Source organism: Streptomyces sp. NPDC007917 (assembly GCF_042959105.1).
Classification (GTDB): Bacteria; Actinomycetota; Actinomycetes; order Streptomycetales; family Streptomycetaceae; genus Streptomyces.
The window spans coordinates 97,329-116,817 of the sequence record NZ_JBIBKK010000018.1; the positions used below are offsets into that span (position 1 = coordinate 97,329).

General features: G+C 73.4%; 3 protein-coding genes (1 of these 3 running past the window's edge). All 3 read right to left on the minus strand.

Annotated features, from left to right (window positions below; genetic code table 11):
* Positions 1-2: 2 nt before the first annotated feature.
* Tightly spaced (each overlapping or abutting the next), the 3 genes in view from ACFZDL_RS30725 to ACFZDL_RS30735 form a layout consistent with a single transcriptional unit that may run on beyond the window.
* Entirely contained in the window at positions 3-7,994 is a 7,992-nt protein-coding gene (locus tag ACFZDL_RS30725; RefSeq protein ID WP_353595003.1) for an SDR family NAD(P)-dependent oxidoreductase, read from the minus strand.
* Positions 7,991-17,254, minus strand: a complete 9,264-nt coding sequence (locus tag ACFZDL_RS30730) for an amino acid adenylation domain-containing protein (protein WP_353595002.1) — start codon at positions 17,252-17,254, stop codon at positions 7,991-7,993. Before ACFZDL_RS30730 ends, ACFZDL_RS30725 begins: the two co-directional genes overlap by 4 nt.
* Positions 17,251-19,489, minus strand: partial view of an amino acid adenylation domain-containing protein gene (locus ACFZDL_RS30735; protein ID WP_353595001.1) — the 3' end only. The gene runs 10,472 nt beyond the window's last position; the window shows 2,239 of its 12,711 coding nt (coding positions 10,473-12,711); the start codon falls outside the window, past its right edge; it ends in the stop codon at positions 17,251-17,253. The genes ACFZDL_RS30730 and ACFZDL_RS30735 overlap by 4 nt, the downstream gene beginning before the upstream one ends.

Here is a 19,489-nt window from a genome sequence, read left to right on the forward strand (position 1 = left end):
GCTCACGGTTGGAGGTCCCCCAGCTCATCGTCGATCAAGGCGAACAGCTCCTCCTCGCCCGCCGACTCGATTTCCCGGTCGTTCAACGGCTCCGTCGCATCCGATCCGGCGGCCACCGTCGCCAGCAGCTCCCACAGCCGCTCGGTGGCGGCCGATCGCACGCCCTCGTCCCCGACGGCGGCCATGCTGACCGCCAACCGGTCCAGCTCGGCCAGCACCGAGGGCTGTTCGGTGGGCGGTAGCGCTTCGGTGGGCGGCTCGTCCGGTACGAGCCGCTGCAGCAGGTGCTGCGCCAGGGCGCCCGGAGTCGGATGGTTGAAGATCATGGTGGGCGGCAGCTTCAGCCCGGTGAGCGTGGCGAGTCGTTGCCGCAGCTCCAGCGCGGTCAGCGAGTCGAAGCCCAGGTCCATGAAGCCGCGGTCGGGCGGCACGGTACCCGGCCCCGAGCGGCGGAGCACGGTTGCGATCTCGGCCTGCACCACGCGCCGCACCGTCAGCTCCCGGTCGTGTCCGGCCATGGTGAGCAGCCGGTCGCGCAGGGTCTGCGGAGCTTCCCCCGCCGCCGCGTCCGGCGACGACTGCGCGCGTTCCTGCCTCCTGCCACCGGAGGATGCGGCCGGGGCAAGGCCGCGGAGGATGGCCGGCGGGTCGACGTCGGGCCCGGACAGGTCGACCCAGGCGGGCACCAGATGGGCCCGGTCCGCGGACAGCCCGAGGTCGAGCAGGGCCAGCCCGTCGTCGGTGGGCAGTTGTCGTACGCCCATCCGGCGGACCCGCTCCTTGTCGACCTGCCCGAGCCGCTCGGTGAGCCCGGTGCTCCGCTCCCACAGCCCCCAGCCGAGCGAGACCGCGGGCAGCCCCAGCGCGCGCCGGTGGTGGGCGAGCCCGTCGAGGAACGCGTTGGCCGCGGCGTAGTTCGCCTGGCCGGCGAATCCGACCGTGGCCGTGACCGAGGAGAACAGCACGAACGCCGTCAGGTCGAGGTCGCGGGTCAGCTCGTGCAGCTGCCAGGCCCCGTCGACCTTGGGCGACAGCACCGCGTGCAGCCGGTCCGGGGTGAGCGACAGCGCGGCGGCGTCCTCCATGGCCCCCGCCGCGTGGATGACGGCGCGCAGCGGCGCCGAGGCGGGAACGGCCGCGATGACCTTCGCCAGCGCGGCGCGGTCGGTGACGTCACAGGCGGCCACCGAGACGGACGCGCCCGCCGCGGTCAACTCCGCCACCAGGTCGTCCGGGGCCTTGCCGCCGCGGCTGACCAGCAGCAGGTGGCGTACGCCGTGGCGGGTCACCAGATGGCGGGAGACGGCGGCGCCGAGCCCGCCGGTGCCACCGGTGATCAGCACGGTCCCGGCGGGGTCGAGCGGCTGTCGGTCGGGGTCTGCCGCGGGGACGGAGCCGCGGGCGAGCCGGGGCGTGAAGGCCCGGCCCGACCGCAGGGCGAGCTGCGGCTCGTCAGTGGGCGGCGTGCCGGCGGTGAGCTCGCCGTCCGCTTCCGTGTCCGCGTCCGTGTCCGTGTCCACCAGCACGACGCGCCCGGGGAACTCGGTCTGTACGGGGCGCAACAGGCCCCACACGGTGGCGGCGGCGGGATCCACGTCCTCGTCCGGCTCCACGGCCACGGCGCGGCGGGTCACCACCGTGAGCCTCGCCGAGTCGTCGTCGTGGTCCCGCAACCAGTCCTGCACCTGCCCCAGCACGGACTCCGCGGTCGTCCTGGCGTCCTCGGGCACGTCGGAGCCACCCGGCCGCACGGGCAGCACCGTGGTGGCGGCCGGTGTGTCGCCCGGCGTGTGGCCCGGCGTGGCGACCTCACGCCATTCGACCTGGAACAGCTTGGGGTCGAACCGGCGCGCGTCCAGCGGCCGCAGCAGGAGGGAGTCGACCGACAGCACCTCGAGGCCGCTGCCGTCGGCGACCGTCAGCGACGCGCGGTTCTCGCCCGTGGGGGTGATCCGTACGCGCAACTGGGCCGCGCCCACCCGGGCCAGCCGAACACCCAGCCAGGAGAACGGCATCAGGGGGCCGGCGGCATACGCCGCCACCAGCGGGTGGAGCACCGCGTCCAGCAGCGCCGGATGAACGGCGAACGGGCCGGCCTCGCCGGGGAGGGACACCTCGACGAGGAGGTCGTCGCCGTCCCGCCACACCGCCCGCAGAGTGCGGAACGCCGGGCCGTACTCCAGGCCCCGCCCGGCCAGCTCGTCGTACCAGCCGTCGCGCTCCACCGGCGTCGCTCCGGCCGGGGGCCATGCGGTCAGCACGGCCGCCGCGGACGCGGAACCGGGGCCGGGCGGCGCCATCTGACCCGTGGCGTGCAGCTGCCACTCCCCGTCGAGGCGGCCGTGGACACGGAACTGCCGCCGGCCGGACTCGTCGGGCGCGGCCGCCGTCAGCTGCACCTCGACCTCGCCCCGCTCGGGCACCACCAGGGGCGTCAGCATCGTCAGCTCGTCCACCGCGTCGCCAATGCCCAGGGCCATCTCCAGCAGGGCCGTTCCCGGCACCACGGCCCGGCCGAGCACGCGGTGGTCGGTCAGCCAGGGCCGGGTCCCCAGGGACAGCCGGCCCGACAGCAGCGCGCCGCCGTCCGCCAGTTCCACCGGGTGTCCCAGCAGCGGCTGCCCCGCCGTGGCGTCCAGCCAGTACCGCTCGCTCCGGAAGGCGTACGTCGGAAGGTCCACGGAGCGCCCGCCGGACAGCACTTTCGGCAGATCCATGGCGACGCCGTGGACGCAGAGGCGTGCCAGGGCCCTCATCACCTCGCGCGGCTCGCCGCGGTCGCGCCGCTGCAGGGGCACCACCACGGCGTCACGGCCGTCCAGACACTCCTCGACCATGGGGACCAGCGCGGCGTCAGGCCCCAGCTCCACAAACGCGGTGACGCCCTGTTCGACCAGCCAGGCGATGTCGTCGGCGAAGCGCACGGTGTCCCGCACATGACGCACCCAGCGCTCCGGCGTCTGCGGCTCCGACGTCGTCATCGGGATCGCCGGTTCGTGGAACGAGAGCTCTTCGGCCACGGCCCGGAACTCGGGCAGCATCGGGTCCATCCGGGGCGAGTGCGAGGCGTGCGAGATCCGCAGCCGCTTGACCGGCCGCCCCTCCGCCTCCATCCGGCCGGCGATGTCGAGCACCGCGTCCTCGTCGCCCGCGATGACGATCGACGAGGGGCCGTTCACCGCCGCGATCGACACCCGGTCGCCCAGCAGCGGCAGCACATCGGCCTCGGGGACGCCCAGCGCCACCATGGCGCCGCCGGGCGGGAGGTTCTGCTGCAACCGTCCGCGCGCGGTCACCAGCACACACGCGTCGGGCAGCGACAGCACCCCCGCCACATGGGCCGCGGCGAGTTCGCCGGTGGAGTGGCCGGCCACGAAGTCGGGCGTGACGCCCCAGGAGGTCACCAGCCGGAACAGCGCCACCTGGAAGGCGAATATCGCCGTCTGCATCCAGCCGATCCGGTCGAGCAACGCGGCCTCCGCGGTGCCCGGTTCGGCGAACATCACTTCCCGCAGCGGCCGGTCCAGGTGCCGGTCGAGTTCGGCGCAGACCTCGTCCAGCGCCTCGGCGAAGGCCGGGAACGCCGCGGCAAGTTCACGCCCCATGCCGAGCCGCTGAGCACCGCCTCCGGTGAACAGGAACGCGGTCCGGCCGGCCGCGGGGATGTCGGCAAGGGCGTCCGCAGACTGTTCCCCGGCCGCCAGGGCGGTCAGGCCCGCCAGCAGCTCCGCGCGGTCCGCGGCCACCACCGCGGCACGGTGCTCAAGCGCCGACCGCGTCGTCACCGTCGAATAGCCCACGTCCGCCGGGCCGAGCTCCGGATCGTCGGCCACCCACTCCCGCAGCCGCGCAGCCTGGGCCCGCAACGCGGCCTCGGACCGCGCCGACACCACCACCGGCACTGGGCCACCCGCCGCGGGGGCGTCCTCCCGTGGCTCGGCTCCGTCCGGCGGTGCCTGCTCCACGATCACATGCGCGTTGGTCCCGCTGATCCCGAACGACGACACACCCGCCCGACGCGGCCGATCCACCTCCGGCCACGCCCGCCGCTCCGTCAGCAGCTCGACCGCACCCGCCGACCAGTCGACATGCGACGACGGCTCCCCCACATGCAACGTCGCCGGAAGCACACCGGCACGCATCGCCATCACCATCTTGATCACACCGCCGACACCCGCCGCCGCCTGCGCATGACCGATGTTCGATTTCAAGGACCCCAGCCACAGCGGCCGTTCGCGGCCGTGGCCGTACGTCGCCATGATCGCCTGCGCCTCGATCGGATCACCGAGCCGGGTGCCGGTGCCGTGCGCCTCCACCGCATCGACGTCCGCTGCCGACAGACCGGCCCCGGCCAGCGCCTGGCTGATCACCCGTTGCTGTGAAGGCCCGTTCGGCGCGGACAGGCCGTTCGACGCGCCGTCCTGGTTGACCGCCGAGCCCCGCACCACCGCCAGCACCCGGTGCCCGTTGCGCCGCGCGTCCGACAGCCGCTCCAGCACCAGCATCCCCACGCCCTCGGCCCACCCCGTGCCATCGGCCGCGTCAGAGAACGCCTTGCACCGCCCGTCCGGCGACAGCCCGCCCTGCCGCGAGAACTCCACGAACATGCCGGGCGTGGACATCACCGTGGCCCCACCGGCCAGCGCCAGCGAACACTCCCCCGCCCGCAACGCCTGCGCCGCCAGATGCAGCCCCACGAGCGACGAGGAACACGCCGTGTCGACACTCACCGCCGGACCCTCGAACCCGAACGCGTACGCCACCCGCCCCGACGCCACACTCGGCGCGCCGCCGGTCAGGGCGTGTCCGGCGAAACCCTCCGCCGTCTCGTGCAGGCGCGGTACGTAGTCCTGGCCCATGACGCCGACGAACACCGCCGTCCGGCTGCCGCGCAGGGCCGCCGGGTCGAGCCTCGCCCGCTCCAGCGCCTCCCATGACACCTCGAGCAACAGGCGCTGCTGCGGGTCCATGGCCAGCGCCTCGCGCCGGCTGATCCGGAAGAACCCGGCGTCGAAGTGGGCCGCGTGGTCGAGGAAACCACCGGCGTGCGGGCCGCTCGCGGCGCTGTCGTCCAGGCTCCAGCCCCGGTCCCCCGGGAACGGTGAGATGGCGTCCACCTCGTCGGAGACCAGCCGCCACAGGTCCTCCGGGGAGGACACGCCCCCCGGATACCGGCAGGCCATGCCCACGATCGCGATCGCGTCGTCGTCCGTGGCGGACCGCCCGGCGGCCCCGTCGCGTCCGGCCGCCGCATCGCGTCCGGCCGCCTCGTCGTCGGGCAGATCCGGTCCCGACAGCTCCTCGCGCAGGTGCTCCACCAGCAGCCGTGGGGTCGGGTAGTCGAAGAGCAGGGTGTCGGTGAGCCGTACGCCCGTGGCGAGGCTCAGCCGGTTGCCGAAGTCGACCGCCGTCACCGAGTCGAATCCGATGTCCTCGAAGGCGCGGTCGTCCTCGACCGCCCGCGGGTCCGCGTACCCGAGCAGATCCGCCGCCTGGGCCCGGACCAGCTCCCACAGGTCCTGCTCCCCCAGGTCCCGTGCGGCCAGGCCGGTTGCCCGCCCGGAATCCGGCTCGGAATCCGGCTCGGCCTCCGGTGCCGCCTCCCGCCGTGGCGTGGCCGGGGCGAGGGCGCTCCCGGTGGCCCAGTGGGGCTGCCGCTGGAACGCGTAGGTGGGCAGGTCGACCGTACGGCCCCCGCCGAGCATCGGCCGCCAGTCCACCGCGACACCGTGGACGTGCAACGCGGCCATGGACGACAGCAGCCGCCGGACCGGTTCCTCGTCGTGGCGCAGCGTGTCCTGGACCAGGGCGCCGCCGGCGAGCTCCCGGACGGTCTCGGTCAGCACGGGGTGCGGGCTGATCTCCAGGAAGATCCGGTGGCCGTCCTCGGCCCGCGCCCGGATGGCCTCCTCCCACCCGGTCGGCTCCTCGGCCATCGCTCCGGAACCGGAGTCCCCCGCCGCGCGGGCTCGGCCGCTCTCGACCACCAGCCGCAGCCCGTCCGCGAGCGCCGTCGTGCCGACCGCACACTGCGCGGCGATCTCCCCCTGCCCCTGGCCCACCACGGCGGACGGCTCGATCCCCGTCGAACGCCACACCTCGGCAAGCGAGACCATGACCGCGAACAGGGCCGGCTGTGCGACCTCCGCCCGGGCCAGGGCGGCCTCGTCGGCCAGGACGTCCCGCAGCGACCAGTCGACCAGGTCGCTCAGCAGCCGCTCGCATTCGTCCATCCGCGCGCCGAACGCGGCGCAGGACTCCCACAGTTCGGCCATCGCCCCGAACCCGTGCGGCACCCGGCCCGGGAACACCCACACCACACCGGTCTCGGTGGTCGCGGAGCCCCGCGCCACGCCGGCCGCGGGCTCGTCCGCCGCCAGCGCGGCCAGGCCCTCCAGCAACTCGGCGCGGTCGGCGGCGATGACCACGCCACGATGCTCCAGCACCGATCGGGTGGTCACGGCGGAGAATCCGACGTCTGCCGGGGACAGGTCCGGATGGGCCACCACCCATGCGTGCAACCGCTCCGCCTGGGCCCGCAGCGCCGCCTCCGAGCGCCCGTGGACCGGCACCGGCACGGGCACCGGCTCGCGTTCCGGGGCCGGGGAGCCGGCGGCGAGAGCCTCCCGCGGTGCGGCGGCGGTGGGGCGGTCGGCGACGACCACATGGCAGTTCGTCCCGCCGATGCCGAAGGAGCTGACCCCGGCGAGCCGGGGGCCGTCCGGCCACTGGCCGGTGGTGTCGTTGACCCGGATCTTCCAGCGATCCATCGGGATCGACGGATGCGGCTCGGTGAAGTTCAGGCTGGCCGGAATGGCCGCGTGCCGCAGCGACAGCGCGACCTTGATGAGCCCGATGACCCCGGAGGCGCCGTCGAGGTGGCCGATGTTGGTCTTGACCGACCCGACGAGCAACGGCTCGGCGGCGTCGCGCCCCTGGCCGAACACCGACCCCAGGGCGGCCGCCTCGATCGGGTCGCCGACCCGTGTGCCGGTGCCGTGCAGCTCGACGTAGCGCACCCGCCCCGGCTCGACCCCCGCCCGCGCGTACGCCTGCCGCAGCAGGGCCTCCTGCGCGTCGCCGTCGGGAACGGTCAGCCCCGGGCCGCCGCCGTCGTTGTTCAGTGCGCTGCCGAGCAGCACACAGGAGATCGGGTCGCCGTCGGCGACCGCGTCCGCGAGGCGCTTGAGGACGACGATGCCGCCGCCCTCGCCCCGCACGAACCCGTTGGCCCGCGCGTCGAAGGTGTAGCAGCGGCCGTCCGGGGAGAACGCGCCCGCGCGGGCGAAGGCGAGGGCGCCCTCCGGGACCAGGTTCAGATGCACACCACCGGCCAGGGCGAGCCCGGTGGCGCCCGAGAGCAGGCTCTCGCAGGCCAGGTGGACGGCGGCCAGGGAGGAGGACTGCGCGGTGTCCACGGCGAGGCTCGGCCCGCGGAAGCCGAACTGGTAGGAGACCCGGTTGGCGATGAGGCCCCGGCTGAGCCCCGGCAGGGAGTGGTGGGACACGGCGTCCGTGCCGGACCGGTGGACGAGCGAGGCGTAGTCGTCCCCGGTGGCGCCGAGGAAGACCGCGGTGGAGCCGCCGCGCAGGGTCTCCGGTACGACGCCCGCGTCCTCCAGCGCCTCCCAGCTCAGCTCCAGGGCCAGCCGCTGCCGCGGGTCCATCGCCGCGGCCTCGCGCGGTGAGATGGCGAAGAACTCGCTGTCGAAGTCGGCCACCCGGTCGAGGAAGCCGCCCCGCCGCAGCCCGGTCGCGGCCGGCTCGTCCGGTACGGCGTCCGGGTCCCACCGGTCCGCGGGGGCGTCGGTGATCGCGTCCACGCCGTCGTGCAGCAGCCGCCAGAAAGCGTGGACGTCCTCGGCGCCCGGGACCCGGCAGGACATGCCGACCACGGCGACCGCGTGTTCGGCCGGGCCCTGGGGCAGGGCCGGGCCGTGCGTGGACGCCGAGCCGTCGGTTGGGACCGGCTCGTGTCGGGCCAGGTCGCTCACGCGTCGTCTCCCTCGCTCCGCGACAGGTCGGCGCGGGCCCGCAGCCCGGCCAGGTCGGCCTCCGGGTCCGCGGCGATCTCCCGCAGCAGCCGCTCGTAGTCCCGCACCATGGCCTCGGCGGTGCCGCGCGCGAACAGGTCCGCGCTGTACTCCAGGTAGCCGGTCAGCCCGGCCTCGGTCTCCTGCACCATCAGGTTCAGATCGAACTTCGCGGTGCCGGAGTCGACCGGCACCGGCCGCACCTGGAAGTCGGCGGCAGCGGTGGGGCCGCCGCTGCCCTCGCCCGAGGCCGGGATCAGGTTGAACATCACCTGGCACAGCGGCGGGTACGCCGGGTCGGGCTCCGGCACCAGCTCCTGGACCAGGTCCCGGAAGGGCAGGTCCTTGTGCTCGTGCGCCTCGGCCGTGACCGTCCGGGCCTGGGCCAGCAGCTCGGTGAAGGCCCGCTCCGGCGCGATGTCCAGCCGCAGGACCAGTCTGTTGACGAAGTAGCCGACGAGCTGTTCCAGCTCGGGCCGGGGCCGGTTGGAGACCGGCGAGCCGATCGCCACCTCACGGTCGGCGGTACGGCCGCCCAGCAGCGCCGCGAACGCCGACAGCAGGGTCATGTACAGCGTGGCGCCGCGGTCCTGGCCGAGCCGCCGGAGCCGGGTGAGCAGATCGGCCGGGAGCCGCAGCTCCACCGAGGAGCCCTGATGGGACTTCACCGCGGGCCGCGGGTAGTCGGTGCGCAGCGACAGGCATCCGGGCAGCCCGGCCAGCCGGGTGCGCCAGTAGCTCCGCTGCCGGTCCAGCTCCGCCTGGTCGACCGCGCCGCCCTGCCAGCGGGCGAAGTCGGCGTAACTCAACGGCAGGGCCGGCAGGTCCGGTTCGGCGCCCCGGCTCAGCGCCCGGTAGTACGCGGACAGTTCGGTCAGCAGGATGCCGGTCGACCAGCCGTCGACGACGCCCCACGGGCGGGTGACGACCACCAGGTGGTCGGTGTCGGAGCGGGCCAGCAGATGGACCCGGAGCTGGCAGGGGTCGCCGGGGGCGAAGGGGCGCGCCCGTTCGGCCCGCAGCCACTCGGCGGCATCGCGGCCGTCGAAGTCGCCGCCACCGCCGAAGGGCAGGACGGGTACGTCGATGTCGACGCCGTCGTTCACCCGCTGCAGGACCGCCCCGTCACGGCGCACATAGCTGGTGCGCAGCACGGTGTGCCGGTCGACGACGGCCCGCACGGCGCGCGCCCAGGCGTCCCGGTCCAGCGGGCCGGTGACCTGGAAGGCGAACTGCACGTTGTCGTGCGCCGAGCCGAGGTGTTCCGGCCGGTCGAGGAACCACAGGTCCCGCTGTTGCAGGGCGAGGGGGATCTCGTCCCCCGGCCGTACCTGCCTCGGCCGTACCGGCGCCGCCGCCGGTTCGGGGTCGGCCGCCCCGGCGTCCTGCGCGGGCTCCAGCGCGCTGTCCAGGGCGGCGGCCATCTCCTCGACCGAGGCGCCGCCCAGGATCAGCTGGAGCGACAGCTCCACGCCCAGTTCCTTCTTGACCCGGATGGTCAGCCGGGTGGCCGACAGGGAGTGCCCGCCGAGGTCGAAGAAGTTGTCCTGGAGCCCCACTCGCTTGAGGCCGAGCACGCCGGCGACCAGACGGCACAGCGTTTTCTGTGTCTCGGTGCGGGGCGCGACGTAGGTCTCCTTGGCCACGTCCTCCTCGTCCGGGGCGGGCAGGGCCCGCTTGTCGACCTTGCCGTTCGGCGTGACGGGAAGCTCCTCGAGGATCACGAACACGCCGGGGACCATGTGGTCGGGCAGCCGTGCCGACAGGTGTTCCTTGAGGGTCCGGGCCATCGACGCGCCCATGCGGCCGATCTGCGGGCTGTTGGCCAGGGCGGCGCCGCGGTAGGGGGCGCGGGCGCGCACCGGGGGCAGCTCGTCCCGCCCGAGGACCAGGTCGAGGCCGTCGGGCCGGTCCTGTGACCAGGTGGCCGCCACCCGGTAGCCGAGCCCTTCGGCGTGGGTCAGCGCGGCTTCCAGCTCCCGTACCTCGGCGGCGGCCGCGGCGCTCATCCGCACGCCGCCCGGCAGCGGCTCCACCTGCCGGGCGGACGCCCAGCGGGTCAGTCCCTCGGCGACCCGTACGTCGTCGGCGATGCGGGGGTTGGTCAGGCCGGTCACCCCGAACCGGTCCGGGAGGTCGCCGCCGTCCAGCAGGGCGCGCAGCCCCTCCGGGCCGGTGGCGGTCAGCCACGGCAGCGGAGCGCCGGACCGGGCGGGGCCCTTGGTCAGCACGGCGTCGTAGCGGTAGGCCAGCATCTCGTTGTCGCCCAGGCCGCGCTTGACCATCAGGTCGACGGCGCCGAGCTCGGGGAAGCGCTCGGCAAGACCGGCGAACCAGGTGGGGCTGACCAGCAGTTCGGTCTCCTGCCGGCGGCGGCGCTGCACCCGGGCGGCCAGCGCGCCGACGGTGGTGCGGGTGGAGGTGCGGCTGCGCTCGACCGCGCCCACGTGGGCGGAGAACAGGTCCAGGTTGCGCATGTCGCCCAGGAGGATGCGGCCGCCGTCCTCGACCAGCGGCAGCAGCCGGGCGATGACCTCCTCCAGGTACAGGCGGTTGGGGAAGTACTGGGCGACCGAGTTGAGCACCACCACGTCGAAGGTGGATCCGGCCAGCTCGCGCACCGCCAGCGCGTCGCCGTGGGTGAGGGTCACATGCGACCAGCCGCGGCGTTCCACGCCCTGCCGGACCTCCTCCAGCGCCCCGGCGGAGATGTCGAGGGCGTGTACGGCCGCGCAGCTCTCGGCGTACCGGAACAGCAGCAGGCCGGTGCCGCAGCCGACCTCCAGCAGGCGCTTCGGCCGCAGCTCGGTGATCCGCTGTACGGTCCCGTCGATCCACTCGAACATCTCGGGCTCGGGGATCGGCTCGCCGGTGTAGCTGCTCTCCCAGCTGGTCAGGTTCATGCCCTCGCCGGCGGTGTCGGCGGGAGCCCCGTCCGCGGGGGTCTCGGTGTGGCGGTCCTCGAAGACCCGCTGCCACTGCTGGAGGTGTTCCGCGTTCTGCTCCTCGGCCGCGGCGTCGAGCCACCGCGCCGTCGGCCGCACATACGCGGCCAGCGACCGGGTCTCCCCGGACGCCTGCGGCACCACCACGGCGCTGTGCACCGCGGGGTGCGACTGGAGCGCGGTCTCGATCTCGCCCGGTTCGACGCGGAAGCCGCGCACCTTGACCTGGTCGTCCACCCGGCCGAGGAATTCGAGGGCGCCGTCGGGCAGTCGGCGCACCAGGTCGCCGGTCCGGTACAGCCGGCCGGCCGGGTCCGTGCCGAACGGGTCGGTGACGAACCGGGCGGCGGTCAGCTCGGGGTCGTCGAGGTAGCCGCGCGCCACGCCGGCGCCGCCCACGCACAGCTCGCCGACGACTCCGGTGGGCACCAGCCGCAGCCGGCTGTCCGTGACGTACGCGGTGGACTGGGGCACGGGACGGCCGATCGGGACGCGGGCGTCCTCGGCGATGTCCCTGGGGATCGGGTGGTACGTCGACGCGATGCTGTTCTCGGTGGGGCCGTATCCGTTGACCACCGTGAGCTCCGGCTGCGCCGCGAAGAGCCGGCGCACGTCCCGGGCCGAGAACGCCTCGCCGACCACCGCGAGATAGGTCAGCGCGAGCCGCCGTCCCCCGGCCGCCTCGGCGAACGCGGGCAGGAAGGCCGCGGACAGGAGCATCGTGGTCACCCCGGTCCGCTCCACGCAGTCGAGCAGTTGCTCCACGTCCTTGGAGTCGCCGTCGTGCAGGACCAGCCGACCGCCCGCCACCAGCGGGGTCAGCACCTCCTGGGATCCGGCGTCGAACGAGATCGACGAGTGGTGCACCATCACGGTGTCGTCGCTCGGCGGGAAGTAGTCGGGGTTGCACAGCAGCCGGACGACGCCGCGCTGCTCCACCAGCACGCCCTTGGGCCGGCCGGTGGTGCCCGAGGTGAAGATGGCGTAGGCCAGGTGTTCCGGCGTCACGCCCAGCTCGGCGCGGGACAGGTTGTCCTCGGGCAGGCCGGCCAGCGCCTGCAGACCGTCGCGGGCGCGTACGCCCGTGTCGAGGTACAGGACCTCGGCCACGCCGTCGAACAGGGTGGACGGCAGACCGGACCGGCTGAGCAGGACGTCGACCTTGGAGTACCGCACGAGGTCGTGGATGCGCTCCTCGGGGTAGCCGGGGTCGATCGGCACATACGCGCCGCCGGCCTTGAGGATGCCGAGCAGGCCGATCACCAGTTCCGGCGACCTGTCCACGCACAGCCCGACCAGGGTGTCCGGGCCGACGCCGTGGCGGCGGAGGTGGTGGGCGACCTGGTTGGCGCGGGCGTTGAGTTCGGCGTAGGTGAGCCGCCGGTCGCCGTGGACCACGGCCACCTCGTCCGGCCGCCGGGCCACCTGTGCCTCGAACAGCTCGAAGAGGCAGCTGTCGTGCGGGTAGGGCTGGGCGGTGTCGTTCCACTCGACCAGCAGCCGCCGCCGCTCCGGGGCGGGCAGTACGTCGATGTCGAGCGCGGCGGTGCCGGCGCCGTCGTCGGCGGCGAGGGCCGCGACGATCCCGGCCAGGGCCGTCTCGACGTAGTCAAGCAGCGCCTCGGGCTCGATCCGGTCCTCGACCTGGACGGTGAGAGACAGCTCGCTGCCCAGGTCGTCGAGGGAGATGCCCATCGGGTAGTTGGTCCGGTCCATGGACGCGAGCCAGCGGACGCCCCAGTCCTCGATGCGGGGGGCCTGCTCCTCGCCGTGCCGGGGCTCGAAGTGGCGGAAGTTGACGGCCGCGCTGAACAGGGGGGTGTCGCTGTCCAGGCCGGTGCCGCGCTGCGCCACGCTCAGCGAGCTCTGCTCGCGGGCGATCAGCTCCTTCAGCCCGGCGTCGACGTCCGCGATCAGCTCACGGACCGTTTTGCCCTCCAGCCGCACCCGCAGGGGAAGGGTGTTGATGAAGTTGCCGAGCATCCGCTCCACGCCGGGCACGCCCTGGAGACGGCCCGACATCACGGTGCCGAACACCACGTCGTCGCGCCCGCTGCCCGCGGCCACGACCACCGCGCAGGCGGCGTGGAACAGGCAGGCGGGGCTGATGTGCAGCCGCTGCGCCTGGCCGCGCAGCGCCTCGGTGAGCTCCGCGGGCAGGGACCGGCGCGGCTTGCGCGTCCGGCGCCCGTCGCCGCGTACGTCGGTCAGCCCGAAGGGCGTCGTGGGCTCGTTGACATCGCCGAGGACGTCCCGGAAGTAGCTCTCCGCGTCCCCGGACCCGAGCTGGTGCAGGGTGTGCGCGACGAAGTCCCGGTACGGCGCGGGCGGGGCCAGCAGATCGGCCCGGCCCGCCAGATGGGCCGTGATCTCGTCCATGATCAGCCGCAGCGAGGTGGCGTCCTCGATGAGGTGGTGGAAGTTCAGCACGACGTAGCGCCGGTCTGCGTGCGGGTCCTCGGCGATGACGAGCCGGAACATCGGGGCCCGGTCGACCGCCATGGGCGCGGGCGTGGCCAGCAGGGCGCGCGCCTGCTGCTCGGGGTCGCGGTCGGGGTCGAGCCGGGTCCGCTCCACGGGCAGTGGCGCGGCCCGGTACACGACCTGCACGGGCTCCGGCAGCCCGGCGGTGAGCACGGCGGTGCGCAGGACGTCGTTCCGGTCGACCACGGCCTGCACGGCGTCGGTGAACCTGGCGCACGCCGCTTCGTCGTCGGCGACGAAGACCGCCGACATCAGGTACGGGTCGTTGTCCGGGTCCACCAGGTGGTGGAAGAGGATGCCCTCCTGCGAGGGGACCAGCGGATAGATGTCCTGGACGTTCGGGGCGCCGCCGGGCACGGTCGCGGTGATCGCGTCGATGTGTTCCTGGGCCAGGTCGACCAGGGGGAGCATCCGCGGGGTGATCCGCTCGCAGCCGTCCGGGATTCCGTTCGGCGGTACGGCGTAGTCGGTCCCGGCCTGCCCCTGGTCGATGCGGGCGGCCAGGGCGGCCAGGGTGGGTGCGCTGAACACGTCTTTGACGCCGGTGGGCAGGCCTGCCTCGGTCAGCCTGGCCACCAGCACGGTGATGACGAGGGAGTGCCCGCCCAGCGCGAAGAAGTTGTCGTCGGCGCTGACCCGTGCCACCTCGAAGCCCAGCAGCTCCGCCCACAGGGACGCCAGCAGGCGCTCGGTCGGTGTCCGCGGCGCGACGTAGGCGCGCTGGGCGTACGCCGTGATGTCGGGCGCGGGCAGGGCCTTGCGGTCCAGCTTGCCGTGGGTGGTGACGGGCAGGACGTCCAGTGTCACGAAGGCGCTGGGCACCATGTACTCGGGCAGCGCCTCTTCCAGGTGGCGGACGAGGTCGGCGCGCAGATCGTCGCCGGCCGACTCCTCGGTGGGGACCACGTACGCCACCAGCCGCTGGTTTCCCGGCTGGTCCTCGCGGACGACGACCACGCTCGCCCGCACGGCGGGGTGGGAGCCGAGCCGGTGCTCGATCTCGCCGAGCTCGATCCGGTAGCCGCGCAGCTTGATCTGGTCGTCGACGCGGCCCAGGAACTCCAGGGTCCCGTCGGGCCGCCACCGTGCCAGGTCGCCGGTGCGGTACATCCGCGCGCCCGCCCCGGCGCCGAACGGATCGGGGACGAACCGCTCCCGCGTCAGCTCCGGCTGGTGCAGATAGCCGCGTGCCAGGCCGGCGCCGGCGATGTACAGCTGGCCGACGCACCCGATGCCCTGCGGTTCCATGGCGTCGTTGAGCACATACAGCCGGATGTTCTGGATGGGTCTGCCGATGGGGACGGTGCGCGGCAGCTTGTCGCTGGGGCAGGTCCAGTGGCTGACGTCCACGGCCGCCTCGGTGGGGCCGTAGAGGTTGTGCAGCGGGGCCGGGTGGCGGGCGTAGTGCCGGCCGCACAGCTCCGCCGGCAGGGCCTCGCCGCTGCAGAACACCTGGCGGACGGTGGTGCACTGCGACCAGCCGGGCTCGGCCACGATCAAGCGGAGCATGGACGGCACGAAGTGCAGGGTGGTCACCCCGTACCGCTGGATGGCCGAGATCAGATAGCCGGGGTCCTTGTGGCCCTCCGGGGCGGCGACGGCCAGGCGGGCGCCGGACAGCAGCGGCCAGAAGAACTCCCACACCGAGACGTCGAAGCTGTAGGGGGTCTTCTGGAGTACGACGTCGGCGTCGGTCAGGCGGTATTCGTTCTGCATCCACTCGATGCGGTTGACCGCCGCCCGGTGCTCGATCATGACGCCCTTGGGGCGGCCCGTCGAGCCGGAGGTGTGGATGACATACGCCAGGTGGCCGGGGCCGAGCCCCAGCTCGGCGGCGTCGAGGTTGTCCTCACACTCCCCCTCGGCCTCCTGGCCCGCGCGGTCCAGGACCCGGCCGTCGGGGTGGACGGCCAGCACATGGCGCGCCCCCTCCAGCGGTTCCTGGTCCAGATGCGGCTGGGTGAGCACCACCTCGACGCCGGAGCCCTCGATCAGGTCGGCGATGCGGGCGGCGGGGTAGGAGGGCTCGATCGGCATGTAGGCGCCACCCGCCTTGAGCACGCCCAGGATGGCCGCCACCATCGCGGCGGAGCGCTCCGCGCTCAGGCCGACCAGCCGGTCCGGCCCCACTCCGTGACCGCGCAGGGCGTGGCCGATGCGGTTGGCCCAGGCGTTGAGCTCCGCGTACGTCCATGTGCGGTCGCCGTCCACCAGGGCGGTGCGGTCCGGGTGTTCGGCCACCGCCTCCTCGAACAGCTGGTGCAGACACCGGTCGTCGGAGTACGCGCGGCGGGTGTCGTTCCAGCCCTCCAGGACCTGGCGCCGCTCCGCGTCATCGATCATGCTCAGCCGGGAGACCCGGGCGTCCGGGTCCGCCGCGATGGCCGCCAGCAGCTCGGTGTAGTGGCCGATGAACCGCTCGATGGTGTCCGGGTCGAACAGGGCGGTGTTGTACTCGACGGCGCCGGCCAGCCCGCTGGGCGTCTCGCGCAGGTCGAGGGTCAGGTCGAACTTGGCGATGTCGAAGTCGAAGTCGACCGGGGACACCTCGAGCTCGCCCAGCCTGCTCTCCCGGTCGGTCTGCGCCTCCTGCAGCACGACCATGGTCTGGAAGAGGGGGGAGTGGCTGAGGCTGCGCTCCAGTTCCAGGGCGTCCACCACGGCCTCGAAGGGGACGTCCTGGTGTTCGTAGGCCTCCAGCGCGGTCCTTCTGACCCGGGCCAGCAGCTCGGGGAAGTCCGGGTCGCCGGTCAGGTCGGCGCGCATCACCAGCGTGTTGGCGAAGAAGCCGATCAGCCCCTCCACTTCGAGCCGGTTGCGGTTGGCCACGACCGTGCCGACGGGGAGGTCGGTCTGGTGGGTGTAGCGGTGCAGCACCACGGCGTACGCCGCCAGCAGTGTCATGTAGAGGGTGACGTCGTGCTGTTCGCTGATCTTGCGCAGCCGGTCCAGCAGCTCGGGCGGGCAGCGGAAGCTCCGCCGCGCCCCCTGGTACGTCTTGGCCGCCGGGCGCTCGTGGTCCGCGGGCAGCGAGAGGGTGGGGTCGATCCCGGCCAGTTGTTCGCGCCAGTACGCCACCTGGCGGGCCTGGACGTCGTCGACGAGCCACTGGCGCTGCCAGTGGGCGTAGTCGGCGTACTGGACGGGCAGCGGAGCGAGCGGGTCGGGCGCTCCCGTGCGGAACGCCTCGTAGAGCGCGGCCAGGTCGCGCTGGAACACGCCGAGGGACCAGCCGTCGGACACGCTGTGGTGCATGGTCACGAGCAGCACGTGTTCCTGCTCGGCCTGCCGGAGCAGGAGCACCCGGATCAGCGGGTCGCGTTCCAGGTCGAAGGGGGTGACGGCCTCCCGTTCACAGATCCGGCGCAGCTCCGCGGTGTCCGTCACCGTCCGCTCGTGCACCACGACGTCCCGGCCGTCCGTGATGTGCAGATACGCGACGCCCTGCCGGTCGACGAACCGGGTGCGCAGCGCCTCCTGCCGCTCCACCACCCGCTCCACGGCGCGCGTCAGCGCGGCGGTGTCCAGGTGGCCGCGCAGCCGCAGCGCCATCGGGATGTTGTAGTGCGCGTTGGTCCCGTCGAGTTGCGCCAGGAACCACAGCCGCTGCTGAGCGTAGGAGAGCTGGATGGGTTCGTCCGCGGCCCGGTCCAGTGTGGGGATGCTGTCGAGCGCGGAGAGGTCGACCCCCTGGCGCCTGAGCATCGCGATCAGGGCGCGCTGTCGCCTGGGCGGCAGGGATCTGATCTTCCGGATCAGATCCAGCCCGCTCACCTGCTGGTCGGTGCTCATGACCTTTCCCCCCGCGTGGCCTGCTCAGTCCGGTCCGTGTGCTCGGTGTCCAGGGCGTCCAGCTCCTCGTCGCTCATGCTCTCGATGAGGTCGATGCCGGCGAGGATCTGATCGACGTCCAGCCCGCCGGCCGCCGCGCCCACCGGCATCCGGTGTTCCAGCTCGGCGGCCAGCGCGGCGAGGCGCGGCGTGGCGAACACCACCTGGACGGGCAGTTCCACGCCGGCCTGTCGCTTGAGCAGGTTGATCAGTCGGGTCACCAGCAGCGAGTTGCCGCCCAGGGCGAAGAAGTCGTCCGTCACGTCGAAGTGGTCGGCCTCGGTGTGCAGCAGTTCCGCCCAGGCGGCGGCCACGGTCCGCTCGGCCTCGCTGCGCGGGGCCACCCGCCCGGTGTCCGCGGGGCGCGGCCGCTCCGGATCGGGCAGCGCCCGGTGGTCCAGCTTGCCGTTGCCGGTCAGCGGCAGCTCGTCGAGGAAGACGTACGCGGTGGGCAGCATGTACTCCGGCAGGCCGCCGCGCAGCGCGCCGTGGAGGTCGTCGCGCAGCGCCGTCCGGTTCGGCCAGCGCACCCCGGTCCGCGCCGGGGCATCCGGCTGTTCCTCCGCGGCGTCGGTGGCCGGTCCGTCGGAGATCCGCCGGGCGTAGAGGTTGTACAGCGGGGTGTTGCGCAGCAGCCGGTTGTCCTGCTCGCAGACCACCTCGTAGTCGTGTTCCTTCAGCAGCGACAGGACGGTGTCGAGCCGGCCGTCGACATCGTGGAGCTCCACGACCAATTGCCGGATCTTGGGCCAGTGCCGCTCGTCAATGCCCCGGAGCACCTCGTACTCGGCGTTCTCCACGTCCACCTTGAGCAGGTCGACCCGGTCGATGCCCTGTTCGGCCAGGACGTCGGAGAGGGGGCGCAGCCGGCAGCTGAACTGTTCGCTGTCGAGCCGGGCGCCGACCACCTCGTCGACGAGGTCGTCACCGGCGACCGCGTCGTCGTCGATCAGCTCCTCCTGGTTGCGCAGATACGAGCGCATCAGGTCCTGGGCCTGCTCCCGGGTGGTGCGGCTGCTGGAGATGACGGTGTTGTGGCGGTAGAAGGTGAAGGTCTCCTCCTTGGCCTCGGCCGCCAGGCCGTGGTCGAACACCGTGGCGTCGATGCCGTGCAGGGCGACGTTGCGGCGCAGCGAGTCGGCGACCGGAGGGATCGGCTCGAACGCGTAGATCCTGGCGCTCGGGCAGCGCACCCCGGCGAAGAGGGTGAACAGGCCGATGTTGGCGCCGACGTCCACGATGGTGTCGCCGTCGCGGATGGTGACACCGTGCCGCAGGTACTCGAGGTTGGTGAAGATCTCCTCGTAGACGAAGTCGGTCTCGCTGCGGTTGTGGTGGAACACCGGCAGGCCGTTCGGCAGCTCGTAGGTCCGCTCCAGCGCCTCGGGCTCGGTGCGGGCCAGGCGCAGCAGTTCGCGCACGGGGCGCGCGCTCTCCTGGGCCGGCACCACATAGCCCACCAGGCGTTTGTCGTCGTCCCCGTAGTCGCGCAGCACCACCCTGGCGTCCTCGACGCCCTCGTGTGCGCCGAGCCGCGCCTCGATCTCGCCCAGCTCGATGCGGAAGCCGCGCACCTTCACCTGCTGGTCGTTGCGCCCGAGGTATTCCAGGGAGCCGTCGGGCAGCCGGCGGGCGAGGTCGCCGGTGCGGTAGACGCGGGCGGTGGGATCGTCGCGGAACGGGTCCCGCAGGAACCGCTCCGCGGTGAGCTCCGGCCGGTTGAGGTAGCCGCGCGCCACCCCGGCGCCGCCGACGTACAGCTCGCCGACCACGCCGATCGGCGCGGGCCTGCCGTGCCGGTCCACCACATAGGTGCGCAGGTCGGGGAGGTGGACACCGATCGGGCTGACCGTGGCGTCCAGGTCCGACTCGCGCAGCGGCCGGTAGGTGACGTGCACCGTGGTCTCGGTGATCCCGTACATGTTGACCAGTTCGGTGTTCTGGTTGGCCGGGCGGCGCAGCCAGGGCCGCAGGGCCGCGACGTCCAGCGCCTCGCCGCCGAAGACGACCGTGCGCAGCCGGTGCGCCGCGGGCTCCTCCCCCTGCGCCGCGATGAGCTGCCGGAAGGCGCTCGGCGTCTGGTTGAGCACGGTGACGCCCTGGGCGCACAGGAGGGCGTAGAACTCCCGGGGGTCGCGGGTCACGGGCTCGGGCACGACCACCAGGCGGCCGCCGTGCAGCAGGGCGCCCCAGATC